This is a genomic window from Paenibacillus amylolyticus, assembly GCF_001570725.1.
In the GTDB taxonomy this organism is placed as follows: Bacteria; Bacillota; Bacilli; order Paenibacillales; family Paenibacillaceae; genus Paenibacillus; species Paenibacillus amylolyticus_A.
In genome coordinates, this window is sequence record NZ_BCNV01000001.1 from 2,231,896 (window position 1) to 2,255,167 (window position 23,272).

Consider the following 23,272-nt stretch of genomic DNA (forward strand, 5'->3'; position numbering starts at 1 on the left):
AGCGTCTAATACTATGACTTTTTGAGGGGATACAAATTACTAGAGAGCAGAAGGAGCCAAAGACAAAGCATGAATATGAAGAAGAAATTGTCCATTTTTACCGCTTTAGCCGTTTTCCAAGCATTTGCAGTCGGTTCCGTGAGTGCGCAGTCAGTACCGCAAAGTGACACAGCGTCCGTAAACACGGCCAACGTAGAATCCGTTGAGATGATAAAAGAAGTGCAACCGATTGCAGAGCGTGAAGTGAAGACGGAGAGCACTAACGCATCGATCGATACTCCAACCTCTGATGAAACGAAAACTGACGTGGAGAAACCCGCAGATTCTACCACTCAGGAAGGAAGCACGGAGGAGGTTGAAACACCAGCTACGCCTGCTCAAGTAGAGCAACCACCCGTTGATGGGAAGTCTCCAGTAGGTTCAGGTGGAAATCTGACGTTGTACATGAATAGCAACAAAATGGAGCAGGATGGAAAAACGTATCTTGCTGGCCAACCAATGGCTGTAAAAAACGGTGTATCCTATGTTGCAATTCGTGCGCTGGTTGACCGTGTGGGATATGGGGTTAAATACGATAACCAAACCAAGGAAACCATCATTATTAGTGGTGACGATGAACTCCGATTCAAGACCAACAGCAAAGACTACACTGTAAATGGAGAGACCAGAACGATGAAAGGCCCTGCTTATCAGCAAAAAAATACGTTCATGGTGCCGTTAACTTCCATTACTCAAGCGCTGAACATCACTTATAAAGTAAATCAGTCGGCGAAGACGGTTGTGTTGAATCTAAATACCAAACCTGTTGCGAGCTTTACCATTTCCCAAAAGGAAATCTTTGCGGGCGATAAAGTGGACTATGTGACTTCTTCCAGTTCTCCAAATGCACTGGATATCGTTGACGAACGCTGGACAGGTCGTCAAGAATCATTTGATCAAGCAGGTACATATACCATTTCATATGAGGTTCAGGATTCCAATGGCCAATGGAGCGATCCCTATTCCATGACGATTGAAGTTTTGACTCCTAATCTTCCTCCTGTAGCCATGTTCGCCACGGATAAAGAAGAATATAAAATGGGCGAAAAAATAACATATACAGACCAAAGCACTGATGATGAAGATAATATTGTTAAAGCCGTATGGAAGAACAATTCACTTGCTTTCTTTGAACCAGGTCCAAAAACGGTGACACTTACGGTTACTGACAATCACGGTGCTACGAACACGTACTCCAAAGTCATCACCATAACGAATGAGACCTTATATTCATTTACCGATTTCAATCTGCTCTTCACGCCAGTAGGACAGAAATTCACCTTTAACGGTGGCGAAGTGACTACGATGGAGAAAGTGCCTTATACGTACATGGATGAGCCGAGTTTGCTGATCCGCAGCAACAGCCCGGAAACCGTGAATACGGAAGGCATCGTATATAAAGAATCATCTTCGGGGCAGACCCGTTTCATGATTCACCACGTCAACAATACAGGCAAAAGAGTGAAAATGTATGTAATTGCAACCAATAACAACCCAAATCCGGCCGTATTTGAACAACAAAATATGGGCTTTGCAGGACCTACACCATACGCTACCGTAGCTGGGAAATTGTCTATTGATAAGTGGTTCAAGTCGATTCAGACTGGAGCTGATCAAAAGAAAGAATACCTTCAACCTGGCGAAAGTAAACTGATCTTGACTGAACTTAATAAAATTCCGATGAAAGAAGGACAAGTCATCTCGCTATATTCGGACGCTTATAGTGATTACTCACTAGACTACAACGTTATCCTGGTCGAGGAAAATAAAGATCCGTTCGAGGCTTTGCCATTGCTACCTGTGCTTGATCGTGACGGAGTGCACAACCGTGGTACGTATCCAAATGCAACACGTAACATAACGTACGATCAGCAGGTGGGAACAAAACCAGCGCGTCTGCCACTTGGCGACAATTCAAGCGATCCCAATCTGGTTGGAACAGATCCTATGGCTTACACAGACGCATCCAATGCGGGCAATTTCGGCGTATTGTACAAAATCACGCTGACCAATGTCGCTCCGCGTACGCTAATCTCCTTTAACCCTCGTGGAGGGAAGTACTCCGGAGTAGCTCTGGTGAACAATCAATTGGTATCGATTGCCGAAGGCAACGTTGCGGTTACCAATTCAAGTGAGCAAAGCGTTCTGTACCGCACAGGGTCATTTGGAGAGAGTGTAACGATTCTGTTCTCTGCTGCGCCAGGAAGTAACTTGCCGGTCAATCTGCTCTTTACACCGCTCCCATCGGAGAAGTAAAGGTATATGAGGTTTTATAACTAAATCAAAGGCAACCGAACAGGAATGACTCGGTTGCCTTTTTTTGCGTTGGAAGAAATCAGACTGTAGTTGGGAAATAATCGTCTTCGCTTAGGAGAGGTTATTTTCTAATAACATTCCCACTTGCTTTCCCATAACTTGAGGTGAATAGGGCAAGAGTGCATTTGATAGCAAGCGTATATTAAGAGAGACTCGGCAAATTGTAGGTAATCAGATTGTTATATTTATCCGCATGTTTCTGTTCGTCCAGGATGATTCCCCACACCGTGTCTTTATATATGCCATAAGGGAGGCCAAACCATATTTTTCTATACTTTTCCACAGCCGCCAATTCACCCTGAAACGCCTTTTGCAATCCGGCAAGGTAAGAGGGGACCGTCTCAACTGGCTCACTGCTTACACCCGAAATCTCCTGGCCTGTCAGATCCTTGTACATTTGGCGGAACATTTGATTATGTCCGCGTTCATCATTACGGATGCTCGTGATGATGGCAGCCTGATTAGCATCGGGTGATAACTGAATCAGTGAATCATAGAACATCTCATCATTTTTTTCTCCTTGAACAGCCGTTTTGATTAATTCAAGTGCTTCGGCTGATGATGTTGCCCATACCGGAGTAAAAGTGTACCTGTAACCATACGGATATGCCACATACATTACGAATCCCTCCAAGATGAATATGAGTTAACATATGCACGCATGCCCATCAGCGTTAACCCATATCATCTGTCCTGCTTTATTGGTAAAAAGATCCAGTGAAACTTCACTTCGTATACCTCAATAGTTTACTGTAACCATAAGCAAGAACAAATGGCAGGAGGTATGACAAAAAGGTCCAAAAAATATTCCATCCATTAAAATAAATGACATGCCCCATCATTTTGGCAAGCCATTCTAATAATGTGAGAGACAAGGCTGCAACGAGAATCGCCACCCATGGCTTGGCATCTTTAACTATGATGACATACATCATCAAACATCCGGCAATTGGATAGATCCCCAGGTCCATAGGGAGAGCAGCCAAGGATTGATTATGAGTATTCGGAAGAATATTCCAGAAGTAATTAAACCCGATATTGTTGATGGATGCTGAAATAGCCACACCAAGTGGATAATATAGAATAAGGATTGTGAAGTTCCGACGCAGAATCCATACACCCAATATAATGGGAATGACCATACCCAACAGAATGTTTCCTAACATGCCATTTTCCTCCAAAGCTTTGTTACTTCTGTAGTTTCACTATAAGCTGCATCACTCTGTTGTCTTCTCTCCCATCATTGCAAGTGGTTTTGTATATGGTAACCAACTCCATGGGATATAATGCATATTAGCCAAACTCGGAATAGGCACACGCCTTACTCGAAGTGAATGGACAAGTTTCGGTCAAGAAAGTCATGAAAAAAGACAAGTATAGATCGGCTACGGTTGAGGATGTTCATAAAAAGGTAGAGTGGCATATCAATAAGGATTTTATGAAAAAAAAAACCTTCTCTAAGATAAAAGAAGAGAAGGGGTGATCGTAAACTATTGAATTATCATCGAATTACTGGTGCTTGCTGAGAATATCAAATATGATCCTGGCATTATCTGTGTTGTCGATCAAACCGGCGAAGCGATGACTTGCCGGACCGTAGGCATAGACCGGAACATCTTCACCTGTATGTCCACCTGTTGTCCAGCCCGTAAACGAACGGTTATCAATAATCGCTTCAATGGCATTATCAATCTTCGTTACATCCGCAGTTTGGGCTGCTTCTTTCACCGATTGAATCTCTTCCGCCTTTAAATCCAGTTTCAGATAACTTTTTAGCGTTTCCTCAACCGAAGCACCTTTTGCAATTTGTGCTGCCATGAAGTCTGGCGTGCGAAGTGCAGCTTTGATAGGGTCTACGAAGAAGTTGTATTCCCCGTCTTTACCAAGGGTAAGTCCGCCCGTGGAGTGGTCGGCAGTAGCTACGACAAGTGTTTCGCCGTCTTTTTTGGCAAAATCAATAGCTGCCTGAAATGCTGCTGCGAAATCTTCCATTTCACTCATCGCGCCAACGATATCATTATCATGTCCTGCCCAGTCGATCTGGCTGCCTTCGACCATTAAAAAGAATCCTTTGTCGTTAGAACTGAGACGATCAATCGCTGTATTGGTCATCTCAGCCAATGATGGAGTTGCAGCAGTACGATCAATCAACTTGTCCAGACCTCCGTCCGCAAACAGTCCAAGAACTTGTTGATTCTTATCAGCAAGGAGAGAAGAACGATCCGTCACATAACTGAATCCGGCCTTCTGAAACTCCTTCGTCAGGTCACGACCCTCGCGTACAAAATTGGATTTCCCTCCACCCAGAAGTACATCCACCTTATGCTTGCCATTAATCAACTCATCATAATAATCGTCCGCAATTGCATCCATATTTTTTCGACTGATATCATGGGCACCAAATGCAGCTGGTGTTGCATGAGTGATCTCCGATGTAGCCACGAGTCCGGTGGACTTGCCGTTTTCTTTAGCCTGCTCAAGTACGGTTTTGACTTCCTTCTGCTCAGGGTCAACCGCAATGGCCGCATTGTAGGTTTTCACACCTGCCGACATGGCTGTTGCTGCCGAAGCGGAATCCGTCACATTTTGTTTATCATCATCCGGATAGGTCATTTGTGCCCCAACCAGATAAGGGTCAAATACGGTTTTGTCCATGCCCTTGGTTGAAGGATCATCTTTCATATAACGGTAGGCGGAAGTATAAGAGGTCCCCATGCCATCCCCAATGAGGAAGATGATGTTCTTGATTTGTTTTTTCTCCACACTTACAGCTTGAACTGCATTTGCTTGTCCGGCAGACAAGAGCGTAGAAGCCGATACAGCCAGAGTCAGCGCTACCGCTGGTAATACTCTTTTGGATAATTTCATAATGATTCCTCCTCGTTATATCTCAAACATGAATGCATGAATCTATATTCATTTGTTCAACAATATGAAGATTATCATTCATTTGTAAATGATAACCAGGATTTTTGTATACCTGAGGTAAAAACAAAATAAAGAGGTGGCTTCATTGTTATACAAAATATACCCATCCCCATGTTTTTGAAGTATGATAAAACATAAGTAGAACGCTTTCATTCTTATCTTACGACTACAATAACGTCAATTTCATTTTCAGGAGGCTCTTACCATTGTCCAAAACAACTCCAAATTATGCCGGGTATCTCTTTGTACATTTTATTGGCGAACAACCAGACGGAGAGCAGGTTTATTTCTCCTATAGCGAGGATGGTCTTCACTGGAAGGACCTTAATGGCGGATCACCTGTACTGTTTTCCGACCTTGGAGAACAGGGGGTACGGGACCCGTTTCTGGTTCGCTCAGTCAAGGAAAATAAATTTTATCTGATTGCTACGGATCTCCGCATCGCAAGCGGCAAAGGATGGACTCATGCCGTTAATGCCGGGAGCCGTGACGTAATCGTATGGGAATCCAGCAATCTGGTGAACTGGTCATCCCCATGGAACGTCACACTAGGTGTTGAGGGAGCTGGATGTGTCTGGGCACCCGAAGCTGTGTATGATGAAGTGGCAGATGAGTTTCTTGTATTCTGGGCTTCTGCGACGCAGGAACCTCAGGAGCAAGAACGAAAGCAAAAAATATACAGCGCTCGTACAAAAGACTTTCGTACGTTTTCTGCATCGGAAAAATACATTGAGCGGGATAATCATATTATAGATACAACGATTCTTCCTGTGGATGGATCTTATTATCGATACTCCAAGGATGAAACAACCAAAAACATACGGGTAGAAAAAGGAGCCTCTCTCGACAAAGAAGCGTTTGTTACGCTTCAAGCCCCGGTACTGGAAGCATTGGCAGGTGTGGAGGGACCTCAAATCTTCAAATTCAATGACCGGGAGGAATGGTGCCTGATTGTTGATCGATTTGCTGAAGGCAGAGGTTATCTTCCTCTGCTGACTACAGATCTGGGAAGTGGAGAATTCCGAATCGTCCCTGATGCTGAATTCAATATGGGCACGACTCAAAAGCGGCATGGAAGTGTCCTGCCAATCACAGCTGAGGAGTGCAGCCAGCTTCTCGCAGCTTTCGGGGATGGTCATCAGGTGCTTCCCGGACAATATGCCGATCCTGATGTAGCCAAGTTTGAGGATCGTTACTATATGTATCCGACAACAGATGGCTTCGAGGGGTGGTCGGGGACACAGTTCAAAGTGTTTTCTTCTTCAGACCTGAAGCATTGGCAAGACGAAGGCGTGATCCTTGATCTGGGAACAGAGGATGTCGCTTGGGCAACCGGTAATGCCTGGGCACCGGCAATTGCCAGCCGAAACGGAAAGTTCTATTTTTATTTCTGTGGCAAAATGCGGAACGGCGAGAGTGCCATCGGCGTTGCTGTAGCAGATACACCGATTGGTCCATTCCTGGCCGAGTCGCAGCCTTTAATCACAATGGAGCAGTTGAAACGTCTGGGCATTACTATGGGCCAAGCGATTGATCCCTCAATCTATGTCGAAGATGATGGAAGACCGTATCTGCTATTTGGCAATGGACATGGTGCCATTGTGGAGCTTGGTGAAGACATGATAAGTGTCGTTGAGGACACAATGAGCAATCTGGCGGGCTTGCATGATTTTCGTGAGGCAGTAACCGTGTTAAAGCAGGGTGGATTATACCACTTTACATGGTCCTGTGATGACACAGGCAGTGAAGACTATCATGTGAATTACGGTACGTCAGAGCAATTATACGGTCCTATCACCTATCGATACCCAATTCTGAGCAAAAATGTGGAGAAAGGCATGCTGGGCACAGGTCATCACTGTATATTTAATGATTCCGAAACGGGACAATACCAGATTGCCTATCACCGTTTTGTGACGCCACTATCCAGGTTTTCCTCCGGAAAGGGGTATCACCGCGAAATATGTATGGACCCGCTTCTTTTTGGTAAGGACGGACTGATTCAGCCTGTTATACTCTAATATAAGACGTTTCAATAAATCGCTATCTATAATGGCCTGATACAACATGAATGCCTGTCAAATGTCGCTTTTAGCGGTTTTGGCAGGCATTTTTATTATTTATATCTTCCACCTGGAACAAGCAAAAACCATAGGGTTGAACGGGTATGCGACTAATTGAATGCACTCAATCCAGAATACATTTGACATGCAAAGCATTAAATCGTATTATTACGATATAACGATTTAGGAGGAATACTTGTGAACAATCCCGCTTTTGACAGCAATAACATTAAACAATTCGATGAACCAGCTAATCTGCTGAAAGCTTTGTCTCACCCCATTCGTTTATGCATTGTTCGGGGACTGATGATGAAAAAAAAATGTAATGTCTCTTATATGCAGGAATGTCTGGATCTTCCCCAATCCACAGTGTCACAGCACCTCCAGAAGCTTCGTAGTGCAGGTATTGTTGCTACGGAGCGAAATGGTCTTGAAGTGAACTATGTGCTTGCCGATCAACGGGTTGAACAGATTATTAAAACTTTATTTGAAAAGGATGATTGTGAATCATGAGCAAAAAAGTACTAATAGTTGGCGGTGTAGCTGGAGGGGCATCTGCAGCTGCACGTCTTCGCCGTCTGGATGAACATGCCGAAATTATTATCTTTGAGAAGGGACCCTATATCTCATTTGCCAATTGTGGTTTACCTTATTATATAGGTGGCACAATCGATGATCGAGAGCGTCTGCTGGTGCAGACGCCAAAAGGGATGGCAGATCGCTTTCGTATCGATGTGCGTACAAGAAGTGAGGTCTTAGCTATTGATTCGCAGAAGCGAGTGGTTAAGATACAATCTCAGGAGCGTGGTGCATATGAAGAAAGCTATGACGAGTTGATATTGTCACCAGGTGCAAAACCGATCATTCCTGATCTGCCGGGTAAGGACAATCCACTAATTTATACCGTACGAAGTATTCCAGATATTGATCGGATCAAAGACCAGATAAGTTCATCTAACAACAAGTCTTCGATCGTCATAGGTGGTGGATTTATTGGCGTGGAAATGGCTGAGAATTTAAAGGAAGCTGGTCTGGATGTAACGCTGATTGAGGGGAATGCACAAGTGCTCACCCCATATGATCCCGAGTTAGCAGCCGCATTGGCACAGGAAATGGAGAACCACGGTGTGAATCTGCTGTTTTCCAAACGTGTTCAGGGATTCCATTCCCTAGAGCAGGGCATAGAGGTTGAACTTGCGGATGGTGATACGCTGACTGCTGACATGGTTATTCTTGCGATAGGCGTAACGCCGGACACCTATTTTTTGAAAGATAGTGGCGTTTCGCTGGGTGCACGTGGACATATTATCGTAAATGAAGCCTTGGAAAGTAGTGTGCCACATATCTATGCTGTTGGGGATGCCATCGAAGTAACGGAAAGCATTCATGGTACGAAGGCAACGATCCCACTTGCCGGACCTGCCAACAAACAAGGCCGTATTGTTGCCGACCGTATCGCAGGGCTTCATTCTACCTATAAAGGAACACAAGGTACGTCCATTATCAAAGTCTTTGGAATGACCGCAGCCACGACAGGCAGTAATGAGAAAACACTACAACGTCTCGGCGTGGAATATCAAACCGTTATCGTACACCCTGCTTCTCATGCATCGTATTATCCGGGTTCGAGCGCAATTACTCTTAAACTGCTGTTTACTCCGGAAGGTAAAATTTTAGGCGCACAAGCAGTCGGTTATGATGGAGTGGATAAACGAATTGATGACATTGCTGTAGCCATTCATTTTGGAGGACATGTCGGGGATTTGACAGAGCTTGAACTGAGTTACGCGCCACCTTATTCCTCTGCCAAAGATCCCGTGAATATGGCTGGATATGCAGCAGAGAATATGATCACCGGACGTGTTCAGACGTTCACCTATAATCAACTGGCTGATCGTCAGCCGGGGCAGTCGATACTTCTGGATGTTCGCAGTGAAATCGAGCATCAAAATGGTCATATTCCGGGTTCACTCTCTATTCCAGTTGATGAGCTTCGTGAGCGGTTAGATGAATTAGAACCATCCAAAGAAATCTGGCTATACTGTCAAGTCGGCTTACGTGGTTACACAGCTTCGCAAATTTTGCGTCAGTATGGTTTTAGCGTAAAAAACTTGAGTGGTGGTTATAAAACATACCGTCAAGCCCAGTTTAAGCCTGCTCCATTTACTGCTGCAAAACAAGATCATCATGATCCTGCGGTGGACGTTAAGGAAAAAAAGTCTATTTCCTCTGAGTCTACACAGCCGCAACGTATTGATCATGAGTTGAACGTATGCGGATTAAGTTGTCCTGGTCCGCTAATTCAGGTTAAGCAGAAAATGGATCAACTCTCAAACGGAGAAACCCTTCGTGTGAAAGCTTCCGATCCAGGCTTCTATGAAGATGTCAAAGCATGGGCCACAATGTCGGGTTCCACAATCTTGCAGTTGGAAAGAATGAAAGGCGGTACCATTGAGTCCGTCATTGCTAAAAATACAGCACAACCCGTATCGGATTCCCCCATCAGCGATCCTGCCAGCACGATGGTTGTCTTCAGTGGCGATCTGGATAAAGCGATCGCATCACTCATTATTGCAAATGGGGCAGCAGCGAGTGGACGGAAAGTAACCCTGTTTTTCACATTTTGGGGATTGAGTATTATTCGTAAGCCGCAACCGCAGAAGTTATCCAAAACTATGATCGGCCGTATGTTTGATATGATGTTACCTCGCGGTAGCCAGAAGCTAGGCATGTCCAAAATGAATATGCTCGGAGCAGGCCCGAAGATGATCCGTGGTTTGATGAAAAAACATCATGTGCCTTCGTTGGAGGAATTAATAGAAAGCGCAATTGCTCAAGGAGTAGAGATCGTTGCCTGCCAAATGTCCATGGATTTAATGGGAATTCAGCGTGAAGAATTAATAGACCAAGTTAAAATTGGTGGAGTAGGTTACTATCTTGGACAAGCATCACAAGCCAATCATAATCTGTTTATTTAAAAAAATTAGTAATACTGAGTAGAATAACTGAATGAGTACCGAGAGGATGCCACGATGAGTGGCATTTTTTTGTTCAAGAAAAATGAACGTTTTATTCAGAAACGGTTCTTTGACTTACCCATAACAGCAACATAGAGTGATGACAAGGACGGTATTTGATTTTAGCTCTAAAAATGAGAAGCATATACACCCTTGACTTTCCCCTGTACGGGAAACTATATACTCGCATTATGTTAAAAGATTGGAGATGATATGTTGTTCAAAATCAGTGCGTTTTCCAGGTTAAGTAGGGTCTCATTAAAAACACTGCGTTATTATGACCAAATTGGCATACTTAAGCCGAGAAAGGTAGATCACGATACGGGTTACCGTTACTATTCAGCAGATCAGCTTCTCGAGCTCAACCGAATCTTCATTTATAAAGAATTGGGGTTCACGTTGCCACAAATCACACAGCTGCTTCAGGAACATATTACATTGGAGAATATTCAAGGCATGTTTAAGCTAAAAAGAAGCGAAATTCAGCAGATTATCGATACAGAACAAGCCAAACTCGTCCGGATTGAGGAACGCATGCAGCTTATAGAGGAAGAGGGGCACGTCGAAACTGGGCAAGAAATTCGAATCAAAGAGGAAGGTGCTCGGCAGTTTCTTTTTCAGACAGGGCGCGGGAGGGAAGAGGAGATCCCGAGTTTATTTCGTCAGTTTGATCAGTCATTAACAAAAGAAATGCGCCAACTGATCCACGGACCACAGGTTGTTTTGTGGAAAGAAATCGCAGGACAAGAGGAAGAGTTCGAGTTTGAAATAGGTTATTTCTTAACCTGTGAGCTGCGATCACCTCCCGACCCATTTCAACTGCGGACTCTTCCTGCTGAACCCATGATGGCCACCATAGCTTATCGTTCCAATGCCACCTTTGCCTGTAAAGCCTGTATTCATCTAGCTACATGGATTGAGAATAATAACTATCAGATCAAGGAGAACGAAGCTGGTAGGGAACTTTATTTACCCTTATCCCAAGAACAAGCTGCACAATTCATAGAAATACAAATCCCAATACGAAATAAATAACTGAAAAAGACGGAGTGGAGTAAAGTGAAAAATAAATGGATCATATATATCTTGGCATTGGCTGTTTTTCTGATTGGAACCATTGAATACATTATTACGGGAGTCATTGAAATGATCGCCACAGACTTGAGCGTATCTACTTCTGAAGTGGGTTTGCTGGTAACTGTGTTTGCTCTAGCAGCGGCCATTATCGCCCCGATTCTCATTGCAATTACAATAAATATGGATCGCAAGAAGTTATTGTTGTCCACCCTCAGTGTGTTTATAGCCAGCAACGGACTTATGCTTTTAAACCTTTCTTATGAAACTTTACTATGGGTGCGAATTATTCAAGGGGCGAGCGGAGGGATCGCTACGGTTATAGCTATGGCCGTATCCACACGACTCGTTGAAAAAGAGAAAAGGGGCAATGCCATCGGCATCATTTTGATGGGGCTAAGCAGTTCGCTAGTGCTCGGTGTCCCATTGGGCACATTTTTTAGTGAAATGTTTGGATGGAGAGTTCTATTTATATTCATTGGATTGTTAAGTGTTCTTCCATTACTTATTATCTACAAAAAGGTTCCGGCAATCAAAGAGGAAGACAAGGTCTCCCTCCGAATGCAGCTCTCCATTTTAAAAAATCCAAACATTCTGACTGCCTTGCTTATTACCTTATTGTATATCGGCGGCTATTCGACACTGTTCACGTATATTACGCCTTTCTTACAAGCTACATCCGCTCTCACCATGACCGAGATAAGCGGTGTTCTGTTTCTCGCGGGAATTTGCAGCTTTGTCGGATCAAAAGTGGGTGGACAATTGGCAGATGCAAAGGGATCAAAGTTTACAATTTGTCTAGGCCTTCTGTTACAAGGCGTAACTCTTCTTTTGTTCGCTCTAGCTGGAGTTAATCTTATGATGTTAATCTTGGTTTTAATGATTTTTATGTTAGCAACGTGGAGCATATCTCCGGCCCAGCAACTATATCTGGTTACACTGGCACCTCGTAATCCCGACATTGCTCTTAGCGTAAATACGTCGTTTATCCAATTTGGTTTTGCATTGGGATCTGGATTAGGTGGGCTTGTGATCAGTCGTACATCTGTTCTGTATTTAAATTGGTTGGGGTTTGGAGCTGTAGGAATTGCTTTACTTCTTGCCATCTTACTATTTAAGAAATCGAGAAGCAGGAATTGAGGCCCACGGTTTGAATCCAAAAGCGGTTGATGCCATGAAAGTTGATCTGGATACTTCGACTCAAACTTCCGATATCATTGATTCAGAGTTATTAAACAATGCAGCAGATAAATGTCCAATGACGCCTCCACATGTACTGGGGATTTGATGATCCTGCCAAAGCGCAAGGGTCAGATGAAGAGAAATGGGCGGTATTCCAAAGGGTTCGTGACCAGATCGGGGAGCGTATTAAAACATTTGCTGAAACCGGAAAATAATACAGACCTGCCTGAGCAGGATATTTGAATGAACACGAAGAGGATGCCACGATGAGTGGCATTTTTTTTGTTGAGAAAAATGAACGTTTCATTCATAAAAGGTTCTTTGACTTGCCCATAACAGCAACATAGAGTGATGACAAGGTAGGTAATTGATTTTAGCTATAAATGAGAAGCAGATACACCCTTGACTTTCGCCTGTACAGGAGACTATATACTCGCATTATGTTAAAAGATTGGAGATGATATGTTGTTCAAAATCAGTGCGTTTTCCAGGTTAAGTAGGGTCTCATTAAAAACACTCCGTTATTATGACCAAATTTGCATACTTAAGCCGAGAAAGGTGGATCACGATACAGGTTACCGTTACTATTCCGCAGATCAGCTTCTCGAGCTCAACCGAATCTTCATTTATAAAGACTGTCAGATTATATCAAAGGGTCGTTTAATCCACAACGGACAGATTTTAAAGATTACCGGGAATACTCGGTGACCTTTCTCAAAATATTCTACGGAAAAAGACGCTGTCTAACATAAAAAACAGTTGTCTACTTGTCGGGCTACGGCCTAAAGGTGGTTTTATTTTACATATAAGGATTTTTACTACATAGTGATGAAGTCCACAATTCAGTCCTCAGTTCAAAAAAAAATGTGTCATACAGCATTTAACATGGTATCCAGACACAAGTGAAACTTTTTATCAATTGAGAAAAAGAGGTTAGCTTTTGGGAGGACTGCACTACACCAGAGCTTCTCTATTTCCAAACCAATGTTGCAGAACAATAGGAAATATAATTTGAAGTATAAAATATTTCTATTATAGTAAAAAAATATTACACAATTATAAAACGTTTTCTGTAACCATTGTGGAATTTTTACCGTCCTGTTACACATCGGAAGGGTATTGACATTACGCAATTGGGCGAAATATAATAATTATTAGTTATGATATTATGAAATAATTCATAAGAATATATAAATTTTACTAAGCGGAAGGGTGACTTATTTTCCAAAGATAAAGTATTGTTCTTTCCTACAACAGCAGGCCTCAATCAAAGTTCGATTTCTTTTAGTGAAGAAACACTTAAGGAAGAAGCTAAATTAGCTATCATAGGTACACCTGAATTAAGAACTTTTTTAGTATGGTTAGGTTCAGCACTCAGACTGACTAAGCGATTCGGTTTCCATAGCATAGAAGTAAATGAGTATCGACGAGAATGTAAAAATATATGCACTTTTTAGGAGATGATTCATTTTGGCAAGAATACCACTACCGTACAAGACTGAAAACAACCTAACTGAACTATTGATAATGGAGCAAGCAAGAAGAGCAACTGTAACTCGTGGAACTGCCCGTCCATCTCTTAAAGAACTTGAGGAAGAATTAGCTACATACTGTAATGTCACGCAGGACACAATCAACCTACTAAGACGTAATAAGCATCAGCCATCGCTTCCGGTAGCAATCAAAGTATGTGAGTATCTACAAGTTCAAGTAGATGAAGTATTCAAACTTATAGTCAATCCCGATTTCAAATAGGGCGGATAGGGTGACAATCCTGCTGCCTTTTTTGCTATAAATAGGCATTAGTATTACTTGAAGTAATAAGTTAAAGCAAACATGAAGAGATTCTTATTGAAATGAAATTTAATATAACTTAAATCATTGAAGAAGTTTCAAGGTTTACGTTCACTCAGAAGAAGTCAGAATATTTCGTAGGCGTTACATTGATAACTACGTGCTGCAAACATATTTGAACGGAATCACATGTGCTAAAATCTACAAGTTCACATGTGACGAGGAAGCACAATCAGGTCCGTATGCTAAGTAGTCCAAAATGATGATTCTAGAATTTTTCAGTGGAATTGATCAACATATGATTTTCTATAATCACTATTAAGTTGAACTACATACGATTTATTAACTTCAATTAATTTTTTCGACTTTAGTATAGGCTTCTTTCGGTTATAAATGGTAACTATTTATTTTCAAAACTGACCTCGGTACTCTATCCTCATCGAATTGTTTGATTTACGTTGTGGCCGTCTACGTTTATCCTAGTGGAACAAAGAGGTGCTCAGATCCATCCGTTTATTTAAAATAAACCGTCCATAGAGTTGTCGCCTAGCAATTTCCTCGACAAAACATGATGATTTAGGCAAATGTTTAAAGTAGCAGCCCATGGTCATTTATTTGACTAAGTTCGTAGTTCACAATCTTATATTAAAGGCTCCCGAACGTGTTTTTAATTCGAAGTTTCTTACGCATGGTGACTTGAAGACCAAGATTTTGAACCAAATGCATTACCCTCATATCCTATATTAAGCCACAAGAGTAGTGAATTTTCAGGTATCTATACTCCCCCCTTAGTAGTTTCCACACAATGTAAAAAAATTCTCGTCTCCACATCTCGATCTATCTTTTTCCGATTCGAATTTGAGTTTTTCTGAAAAAAAAGCCCTTGAGATACATCTCTTAAACCCTGGTATTTTATTCACGGTTCCCACCTAATTAGCTGTTAAAGCCACAATTTGTTTTAGCTTAAACGGGCAACTTTTATTAAACATAGAACGACCATTTAAAATTGAAGGGGGCATCGACTCTGGTTTAGAGCGTCTAATAGAAATGAAGATGTTAAATGCTAGTGATTTGAATAGATTAGCTACATTTACAGGAGAAAAGAAATAAAGATGATAGTTAAGAAGCCCCCAACAGGCTGTAACTTCTACCACTGTGGCTATTATTCTTGTTGATTGATAAGAACACTGGACAACGCTCTACATACTCTTATTCGTATTTCGTACCTAAGGTTATACTGGAGTTTTAGGTGAAAAAGCTACTTGGAAAATTTGATGCAACTTGCCAGAACTTGAAAACTCAATGAACCCTCTGATTTAAAACAGGAAGCGAAATATGCTTAGGCTGAATTATTCAACCAGATAACGACAGAGTTCTATAAAAGCATTGACCTCTAAAGTAGGGCTCGGGGAAAGGACTGTGTAGTATTGAATTATGATTGCACGAAGTGCGGAAAGAGAATGAATGATATTTTAGAACATATATTACATCTCATTCACGAATGCCCTATTAAGGGTTGACTAGTGAAAAAATGAACATTTTATTGATTAATTCACTTAAACTAATGAGTAGAAATTTATTAAATATGATTTACAGTAAGACTTATCCTAAGGATAAGTTGGTTGTGCATTTACTTTAGCAACTATTTCAGTACTTGCACCGACTATGAGGTAGGGAGCTGATTTTAACGATGGTACACAAAGAACCGGTTATATTATCTAAAGAAAGAGAGTGCATTTATCAAGATTCTGGAAATAGAGGGCACATTCAAATACCGAATATGGTCATCTCTTGTTTAGACTTATCAGACACATCGAAGATAGCATATGGCGTAATATCTAAGTACGTTTGTGAGAATGGCAGAGAAGCATTTCCTGCAGTATCTAGAATAGCAATGGCTTGCAATTGCACCAAGAAAACCGCCATCAAATATATCAAAGAACTTTGTGACAAAAAATTTATCCTTAAAGATCGAAACGGTAATCGAAAGACAAACACCTACTACTTGATGAGTATTGATAAAATAGAGCACTTACATGTGTCGGAGATGTTCTGGCGCGCAGTTAACGAAGTTTACAAGAACGTGGAAGCTTGCCTTTACGAAGAAGTCTACAAATCCTTCATGAAAATGCTTGAGAAAATAATTGCCGAGGAAATTGTGTTCCGAGAGATTCCGGTCAATGTTGAAACAGAGAGTTACATAAGGGAGACCCTTTTAAAAGGTATAATGAAGGATGATGATGGCATGTTTAAGTCACTCAATCTTGAGAAGCTGAAACCTAAAATGTACAACGAGCCTATTGTAAAGGAAATAAAAGGTAATCATACAAACGGAACTATAAAACATGGAGATATCTTAATGGATTCAAATAGATTTGTTCTTCCTGATGATGTTGAAAAATGGAATATGGATAACTTCGTCCAATACTTTTATGAACAGTTCATTAGTTCAACAGGCAGCACTCACGAATCCGCACGTAGTAAGCACCGTGGAATGTTTAGACGTATAATTGATAAAACTAATGATAATAAAATAATGGTAAAAAAAAGGATACAAGCGTTTTTTCAAATCGGCTATGATAATCAATCGGTTGAATGGTTCTGTACATCTGGAAGAGCGGTTGAGATAGATCTTTTCATTACCCAAGGAAAGAAACCCTTCTACATTTCAACAAAAGAGAATAAGAGCACCACTGAAACTCAATTACAAATAAAGAGTGGTATGACTGCTGACGACTTCCTAAAAAGGATTAAAGGAGGCAAAAAATGAGTACAAGGATTGAGACTAAAGAAGAACTCTTCAGCACATGTAAAAACTGTGTTGTGAAGGATTGGTGTAGACTTCGTAGCGGCGAGTTCAAGTTACCGCTCGATAGTATGCACACATTCTGCATCGGCTATGAAAAGCTGTCCAAGGCTATTGAACTGGCGAAGATACCGAAGGAGTACCATAGCGCAAACCTTTACAACTATGTAGTGGACGATGACAATGTAGACTTCGCTCCAATAGTAAAGGAATTGCTCACTAATCCAGTGGGCTTCGTCACTTCCGGTACAAACCTCGCGCTGATTAACTACAACAAGGGGACAGGTAAATCATGGACTGCGAATGCAGTCCTTAATGAATTTATCTACAAGGTTTGTCGTGACTCAGGGTGGTTTGACTATGAAAGTCCAGTAGCAATGTATGTTAAATTTGGGGCATGGGCTAACCGTCAACGGGATATTTATATTCGCAATGACGCACAGTTTAGCTTTGAAGCGCACAAAGAACTAAGTCAAATGAAAGACGTTCCTTTACTACTTCTCGATGACATAGGGAGTGGCAGAATAACCCCGATAATTCGGGATCTTACCTATGATGTTATTGACTTACGTAAAGAAGAACAAAAAAGCACTATCTTTACAAGTAACTTCACTACTTCAAGATTACGTCAAGATGACATGCTTGGTGATATGGTTGTTTCCCGAATGTTTTACAATACAATGGTCATTCCATTGGGGGGAAGAGATAGAAGGGAAGATAATACTTATATTTACTAAAGGTAATTTGACTAGAAATAGAATTTTTCATTGTAAATGTTATTAATATACTCTAAACCTGGACATCACAAGTTAGTTGAATATACGGCTAGGAACTGCTATGATAGCTCTAATAAGTTCGCTAAACAACTATATCTAGAACGTCTGAAGGTTGCTAAAGTAATCCTAGGAGTAGTTCTATTCACCCTAATACTAATGCGGACGGAAACCTTTATCCGAGCAATAGAAAGCTGTATTATATGGAATTTGTTCAAGTTAAAGTTATATTGGTTGTACTCACCTTCGTTATATTCCTAGTCTAGTTATCAAGTAGTAGGTATTGAAATTCCCTACTTGGAAACTCAGTACTACTTATTGTAATCCGCCTTCCTTTCCTCAAACTTTATTGCTCTAAATGGATTAGGCTTGACGGACTAAATTTTTTGAATTACACACCACGACTACCGTCAAGGTTATATTAATTAGGGCAATGTCCCTTCAGGATGCCCACTATTCATATAATAATGGGTGGCTCCGAAATTTCCCGATTTTTTGTCGCTATATCCGATTCTAGTAAGGAAGACATTGATGTTAACTCACTTAAGCCAATGGGCTTATTTAAGTTACCCACGTTTTTAATCACTAAATAATTGCTTTATTTACAATAAATTCATAATAACTACACTCACAAGGTCTAACGACTAGTACGTTCAAAAAAGCCCCCAAATGGGCATAATATCTAAGTCTTGTGATAAAGTGTGACTTCTTCTTTCTAATCATAGTTTGAATTGTATTTTAGTGTTTAGGCATATCATATGGCGACACCTTAAAGACTTGTCGATTACACCGATCATTATTGTAATTGAGCAAGTCTTTTCTTATTGCCAAAATTCATGAAATGCTATTTACGGCCGAAGTAATAATAGCATACATAATGAACAAGAAAAGAAGTATTTGTGATCCTCGCGCACCTTTACCAATACATGAATCAACTACTGATAATGTAATTGGATATTGGGAGGGGAAACGTTGGCTGCGATCGAAGAACTCCAACTATTAAATCACGTCCTCAATGTTAAAGACTGGGGCGTAGTAGAGGGTGCAGGAATCACCGAGAATTATTTCCAGATCCACAAAGACGCTTTTGAGTTCATCAGATTTTTCATAAGAATTAATGGACAATTGCCAACTATTGAAACGGTAATGAACAAGTTTAATACATTTGAATTGGTGGATTTAGAGAATATCGACCATGTAATTAAATCACTGAAAGAGGACTTCCTATACAGACAGTTTAAACCGATACTTGTATCAGCTTCAGAAACCTTCGCTAATAAAGAAACGACAGCGGCAATTCAACAATTGCAAATGGAAGCGCAGCGTTTTTTGAAGTCAATGGGATCAAGCAGTCAAGGGTACTCCTATGTTAAGAATGCTCAAGTAAGGCTAGAGGCTTATAACAGAATTCATGGTAGAGCAGAAGATGAATTTATTGGAATGACAACGGGTTTTAAACCACTTGATTTAGCAACCAACGGACTTGAATCACTCGAAGGAGCGGTTGATTATTTCCTTGTGTTTGCGCCAACAAACATGGGAAAAACACTCATATCATCATTTATGATGGGAGCTGCATGGAATAGTTCGTTAGCCACAGACTATCCTGCCTATTTTTCACTTGAGCAAAGAGCATCCGAAATTGCTCTGAATTGGGACAATACGCTTGCAAAAATATCTAGACTAGCTTTAACACGAGGTACGCTTTCTGGTGAAAAGAGAGACGCTTATGCAGAGTTTGTTGACCGACTTAAGCAAAAGAAGAAGGACATGATGATTTATGACTTTGACAGCAACGGCGGCAAACCATTTACGCTTGACGAAATACACAGGATACTGGAGCGAGAAGGTCACAATCGCTGGACTCTTGATCAACTATCAAAAGTTAGACTCTCACATCGTAGTGCGGGAGACCTCCGCCAACGATTATTTGAAGTGTCTGCAGGTGTCCGTGAAATTATCCTCAACACTGGAAAACCTGCTATGGTAGTTGCTCAAGCGAACCGGGACGCTCTCAAAAAAATCAAAAAAGATATTACAGAAAATGTGGATGCTACAGATATCGGGGAGGCTTTCTCTATCGTTCAAGATGCTTCCAAAGGAATCTCTATCGTTAAAGTAAGTGATAATACATTCCGTATTTTGGTGATTAAGAACAGAAATAACATAAGTGGGCAATCATTCCTTGTCCGCTACGACTTCGATACTGGAATCGTTTCCGTCTTGGATGATTACATTGGAGAACAATATTTTTAAGAGAGACAAGCACCAATGCAGTTAATGCAAGAATACATGTATTTAACTCTCTCTGCCCGCTCAGAAGAGTTACCGACTCTATAGTAATACTTCCATTTGTCTATATACATATTGAATCGCACAAAAACCCTTCCATACAAAAATAAGGGAGTAAGGGGAGTGGAATATTTACAAATCAAAAAAAGAGAATCCAAATATAGAGATTCTTGAATCCTTGTACATCGATCCCAAAGAGTTGATAGATGAACTACGTTTTTCTTTCCAGCATCTTTCTAAGGGTTTAAGCAACCCTAAAGCATTCACAGGTTTAAATGATACAGGTGATTGGATCATGAGTTGCTGTCCCTTACATGCAGAATCTAAAGCTTCTTTCGGAATCTCTAAAGAGCCCCCGTATCACTGCAACTGCTTTTTTTGTGGCTATTTAGGGACAATAGACAACTTAATAGAGAATGCCCTTGACTTAAACGAAGGAGAGGGCATGAATTTTTTGGTCTCTACCTATATATTCGAGGAAAAAAGTAGAACATTCGATATGGTTGACTATATAGATAATCGTAGGAACAAGTATGTAATCCCCTATCTTGAAGAAAGTAAACTAGTGACTCTAAAGAAATCAAGATCAAAGAATGAAGTTCTCTTTCAATCAGGCATGAGCTACATGCGTGATCGGGGTTTTAAAGATTGTACTCTTGAGACCTATGAAATTTGTGTTGACACCAAAAATGAGATGTTGGTCTTCCCTCAAAGAACCAGAACGGGACAACTCCGTTTTGTTCAAAAGAGGAAAATCGGCAACAACTATCATGGTGCTAAGTTCATAAATGAAGGAAGTACGATAAAAAAAGATATTGTCTTCGGTCTTCACTTCATTAACAAACTCAGAACTACGACAAACCGAATCAAAAGAGTCAGAATGGTCGAGTCACCTACTGACTGTATGTCCAACTACCAGATAGGTATTCCCGCGGTATCAATTAATGGACGTATCCTTTTCAGAAATCAGGTTCGGGAGTTACAGTTGGCAGGCATCGAAGAGGTTGACTTGATGCTCGACAACGATAAGGCGGGTGAGAAGGGGATGCAGGATGCCGCCATGTTACTGGATAGGGCGGGTTTGATTGTAAACCGGGTTCACTACCCTAGCTTTCCTGTGTTCAAAGATAGCAATGAGCTACTAAATGCTGGACTACTAGACCGTCTTGACACCTACAATGTGAACCTTATCGGTGCAATTTTCAAGTAGTTTAATTTCTTTTCGCATCTTTTCTACAGCATGCAACGACCACTAATAGCAAAAGGTAAAACATTATACATTATCCCATTGGAGGAATTAACTGTGACCAATCAGACAACCGTAGCTAACTTCGATATCGAAACTTTGACGCCAATCTTTAACTTCATATTGAAAGGTGTACGACACGAAGACCGTGAAGAAGTTAAATCCGAAGCAGTTCTACGTATTCTGACTGCCATCGACAAAAGACAAGTTAAAAAAGATGTGTTTACATTCTCACACACTGTCGTTCAACGTGCTGTTTACGACTACTATCGTAAGAATAACAGAATGATTACGAAGAACAGCACTCTTGTAAACTACTGCGATGGTGCAGATGAAGAGCAAGGTTCAACCATTGATTTTTTCTCTTACGCAACTGAAGAAGTGGGCTACGGTCTATCTGATGTAAAGACAGATTACTTGAATAATCACTCTGAATTTACCCCGCAACAACGCAAAATAATTGATTTCATGCTCTTCACGGAAGGAGGAATAGATATGAAACCGACAGAGATTTCTAATTTCCTCGGTTTAGACAAGTCCCATGCTTCACGTGCAATGAGCAAACTTAAAAAGTTATGTCAAAGTTAAATTCCTTTTAGGGCAAATAATAAAATAAAGGGATCAAATGAATGAATGAAGATACTTTTATTTAAGTATATCACATAACACTTCACATTTTTTTTTATTTTCTCATTTGTTCCTAGGTATTTCTTTCCAAGTATATATACGATCATATTACCACTCTGCTGAGGGTAGTGTCAATACACTACAATACTGCTTATAACAATACATCTTTATCAAATTCATATAAATATTATTCTAAAAACTTAAGATTATTTAACCAATTCTTACGTTTTTGAAACAACCTTTTTTTTCTTTTGAATAGGATAGAAACATTACTAAAAATGAAGTGAAGAAACATTTAAGAGAACATTGAATCTTCCTTACATATCATATCCAACTTCTTAACAAGTCATTCCTATCTTTCAAAAATATGGAACGACGAATTATTTGAAGTTATTTAATCTCAAGCACAAAACTGTTTATTGGAGGAAGCCCGATATGTCTAACACTGTAGTTCGTGGTCTTGGAGCAATTCTTTCTGGTGGTGCAGATTTTATTACTTTTCAAGAAGGGAACCCCATGACTTTGCTCTTTATTGATTGGTTTGAAAACTTGCTCGGTATCCGCGAGCATTTTGAAGCTACTTTGAATCCTAAGTATGTTCGTTGCCCTGGAAAAAATATTTGTCCCCTGTGTAAAGCAAATCCTTCCAAGTATCCTGCACTTCGCATTAAGTTCCGTGTATATGATGCGGTTGAAAATAAAATAAAATTCGTATCTCTAGCTAAAACCCACGTTCAAAAATTGAACTGTGATTTCATACAGCACGAGATTGACCCAACTAAGAATTTTGTAACTATCTACCGTACTGGAAAGGGAGCATCGGATACTTCCTATAGCGCCCGCCGTTACGTAGCTAATCTTGAGGCAAACAATTCACTTGATTATCCTTCTCAAGAATTACTAGACAACATACCTGACATTACACCACAAGTAACACCACACAGCCCTGATGAGATTACGGCTTTTGTACAGGCAATGGCCGGTGTTACTCAGTTCTGTACTAACAGCGATATTCGATCGCCTCAAGGTAGACATGTACCCTCTTACGAGAAGCAGCAAGGGACTCCAACTGCACATCTTAAGCTGCCATTCTAATCGTTAAACGTGAGGGGATA

Annotated in this window: 16 protein-coding genes and 2 pseudogenes; 15 read left to right on the forward strand and 3 right to left on the reverse strand. The window is 40.8% G+C overall.

The features are described 5' to 3' along the window. Positions 1-69 precede the first annotated feature (69 nt). Positions 70-2,295, forward strand: a complete 2,226-nt coding sequence (locus PAHA3_RS09940) for a stalk domain-containing protein (protein WP_062834588.1) — start codon at positions 70-72, stop codon at positions 2,293-2,295. A 202-nt stretch (positions 2,296-2,497) separates the two neighbouring features. Here the strand turns inward: PAHA3_RS09940 and PAHA3_RS09945 are convergent, their stop codons facing one another. The 3 genes from PAHA3_RS09945 to PAHA3_RS09955 all read right to left on the reverse strand — a co-directional run bounded on the left by PAHA3_RS09945 (position 2,498) and on the right by PAHA3_RS09955 (position 5,223). After that, entirely contained in the window at positions 2,498-2,974 is a 477-nt protein-coding gene (locus PAHA3_RS09945) for a ferritin family protein (protein ID WP_062834589.1), read from the reverse strand. 106 nt (positions 2,975-3,080) lie between these two features. Then, complete coding sequence (locus PAHA3_RS09950; RefSeq protein ID WP_062834590.1) at positions 3,081-3,521, reverse strand: hypothetical protein; 441 nt, start codon at positions 3,519-3,521, stop codon at positions 3,081-3,083. Between the two features lie 343 nt (positions 3,522-3,864). After that, complete coding sequence (locus tag PAHA3_RS09955) at positions 3,865-5,223, reverse strand: alkaline phosphatase (protein WP_062834591.1); 1,359 nt, start codon at positions 5,221-5,223, stop codon at positions 3,865-3,867. A 266-nt stretch (positions 5,224-5,489) separates the two neighbouring features. Here PAHA3_RS09955 and PAHA3_RS09960 point away from each other — a divergent pair, with 266 nt between their 5' ends. The 14 genes and pseudogenes from PAHA3_RS09960 to PAHA3_RS10015 all read left to right on the forward strand — a co-directional run bounded on the left by PAHA3_RS09960 (position 5,490) and on the right by PAHA3_RS10015 (position 23,252). Continuing rightward, positions 5,490-7,304, forward strand: a complete 1,815-nt coding sequence (locus tag PAHA3_RS09960; RefSeq protein ID WP_062834592.1) for a family 43 glycosylhydrolase — start codon at positions 5,490-5,492, stop codon at positions 7,302-7,304. A 240-nt stretch (positions 7,305-7,544) separates the two neighbouring features. Next, positions 7,545-7,859, forward strand: coding sequence for an ArsR/SmtB family transcription factor (locus PAHA3_RS09965; protein ID WP_062834593.1), 315 nt, complete (start codon positions 7,545-7,547; stop codon positions 7,857-7,859). Beyond that, a complete protein-coding gene (locus PAHA3_RS09970; protein WP_062834594.1) occupies positions 7,856-10,324 on the forward strand; it encodes an FAD-dependent oxidoreductase in 2,469 nt (822 codons plus the stop codon). The genes PAHA3_RS09965 and PAHA3_RS09970 overlap by 4 nt, the downstream gene beginning before the upstream one ends. 255 nt (positions 10,325-10,579) lie before the next feature. Next, the gene (locus tag PAHA3_RS09975; protein ID WP_062834595.1) at positions 10,580-11,398 is read left to right on the forward strand and encodes a MerR family transcriptional regulator; all 819 of its coding nucleotides are present in this window, start codon (positions 10,580-10,582) and stop codon (positions 11,396-11,398) included. 24 nt (positions 11,399-11,422) lie between these two features. Beyond that, the gene (locus PAHA3_RS09980) at positions 11,423-12,577 is read left to right on the forward strand and encodes an MFS transporter (RefSeq protein WP_062834596.1); all 1,155 of its coding nucleotides are present in this window, start codon (positions 11,423-11,425) and stop codon (positions 12,575-12,577) included. After that, a pseudogene (locus PAHA3_RS29790) lies at positions 12,567-12,834 on the forward strand (arsenate reductase); the annotation flags it as partial. The gene PAHA3_RS09980 and the pseudogene PAHA3_RS29790, both read left to right, overlap by 11 nt. A gap of 250 nt (positions 12,835-13,084) precedes the next feature. Beyond that, positions 13,085-13,255 (forward strand): annotated as a pseudogene (locus PAHA3_RS29795) (MerR family transcriptional regulator); the annotation flags it as partial. A gap of 834 nt (positions 13,256-14,089) precedes the next feature. Continuing rightward, a complete protein-coding gene (locus PAHA3_RS09985; RefSeq protein ID WP_062834597.1) occupies positions 14,090-14,374 on the forward strand; it encodes a helix-turn-helix transcriptional regulator in 285 nt (94 codons plus the stop codon). Positions 14,375-16,103: 1,729 nt separating this feature from the next. Next, positions 16,104-17,183 carry a helix-turn-helix domain-containing protein gene (locus PAHA3_RS09990; RefSeq protein ID WP_062834598.1) on the forward strand — a complete coding sequence of 360 codons (1,080 nt, stop codon included), beginning with the start codon at positions 16,104-16,106 and terminating at the stop codon, positions 17,181-17,183. After that, positions 17,180-17,956, forward strand: a complete 777-nt coding sequence (locus PAHA3_RS09995; RefSeq protein WP_062834599.1) for an ATP-binding protein — start codon at positions 17,180-17,182, stop codon at positions 17,954-17,956. The genes PAHA3_RS09990 and PAHA3_RS09995 overlap by 4 nt, the downstream gene beginning before the upstream one ends. Before the next feature lie 1,008 nt (positions 17,957-18,964). After that, positions 18,965-20,248: a DnaB-like helicase C-terminal domain-containing protein gene (locus PAHA3_RS10000; protein ID WP_062834600.1), complete on the forward strand. Its 1,284-nt coding sequence runs from the start codon at positions 18,965-18,967 to the stop codon at positions 20,246-20,248. A gap of 214 nt (positions 20,249-20,462) precedes the next feature. Then, complete coding sequence (locus tag PAHA3_RS10005) at positions 20,463-21,494, forward strand: toprim domain-containing protein (protein ID WP_235599406.1); 1,032 nt, start codon at positions 20,463-20,465, stop codon at positions 21,492-21,494. Between the two features lie 93 nt (positions 21,495-21,587). Next, positions 21,588-22,118, forward strand: coding sequence for a sigma-70 family RNA polymerase sigma factor (locus PAHA3_RS10010; RefSeq protein ID WP_062834602.1), 531 nt, complete (start codon positions 21,588-21,590; stop codon positions 22,116-22,118). 474 nt (positions 22,119-22,592) lie between these two features. Beyond that, positions 22,593-23,252 carry a hypothetical protein gene (locus tag PAHA3_RS10015; protein WP_062834603.1) on the forward strand — a complete coding sequence of 220 codons (660 nt, stop codon included), beginning with the start codon at positions 22,593-22,595 and terminating at the stop codon, positions 23,250-23,252. The last annotated feature ends 20 nt before the right edge of the window (positions 23,253-23,272 follow it).

Bases quoted from the DNA above. Each gene is read 5' to 3' on its own strand.
- PAHA3_RS09950 (WP_062834590.1), bottom strand. From the start codon at position 3,521: ATGTTAGGAAACATTCTGTTGGGTATGGTCATTCCCATTATATTGGGT.
- PAHA3_RS09995 (WP_062834599.1), top strand. From the start codon at position 17,180: ATGAGTACAAGGATTGAGACTAAAGAAGAACTCTTCAGCACATGTAAA.
- PAHA3_RS09955 (WP_062834591.1), bottom strand. From the start codon at position 5,223: ATGAAATTATCCAAAAGAGTATTACCAGCGGTAGCGCTGACTCTGGCT.
- PAHA3_RS09945 (WP_062834589.1), bottom strand. From the start codon at position 2,974: ATGTATGTGGCATATCCGTATGGTTACAGGTACACTTTTACTCCGGTA.
- PAHA3_RS09990 (WP_062834598.1), top strand. From the start codon at position 16,104: ATGGTACACAAAGAACCGGTTATATTATCTAAAGAAAGAGAGTGCATT.
- PAHA3_RS09940 (WP_062834588.1), top strand. From the start codon at position 70: ATGAATATGAAGAAGAAATTGTCCATTTTTACCGCTTTAGCCGTTTTC.
- PAHA3_RS09970 (WP_062834594.1), top strand. From the start codon at position 7,856: ATGAGCAAAAAAGTACTAATAGTTGGCGGTGTAGCTGGAGGGGCATCT.
- PAHA3_RS10015 (WP_062834603.1), top strand. From the start codon at position 22,593: ATGTCTAACACTGTAGTTCGTGGTCTTGGAGCAATTCTTTCTGGTGGT.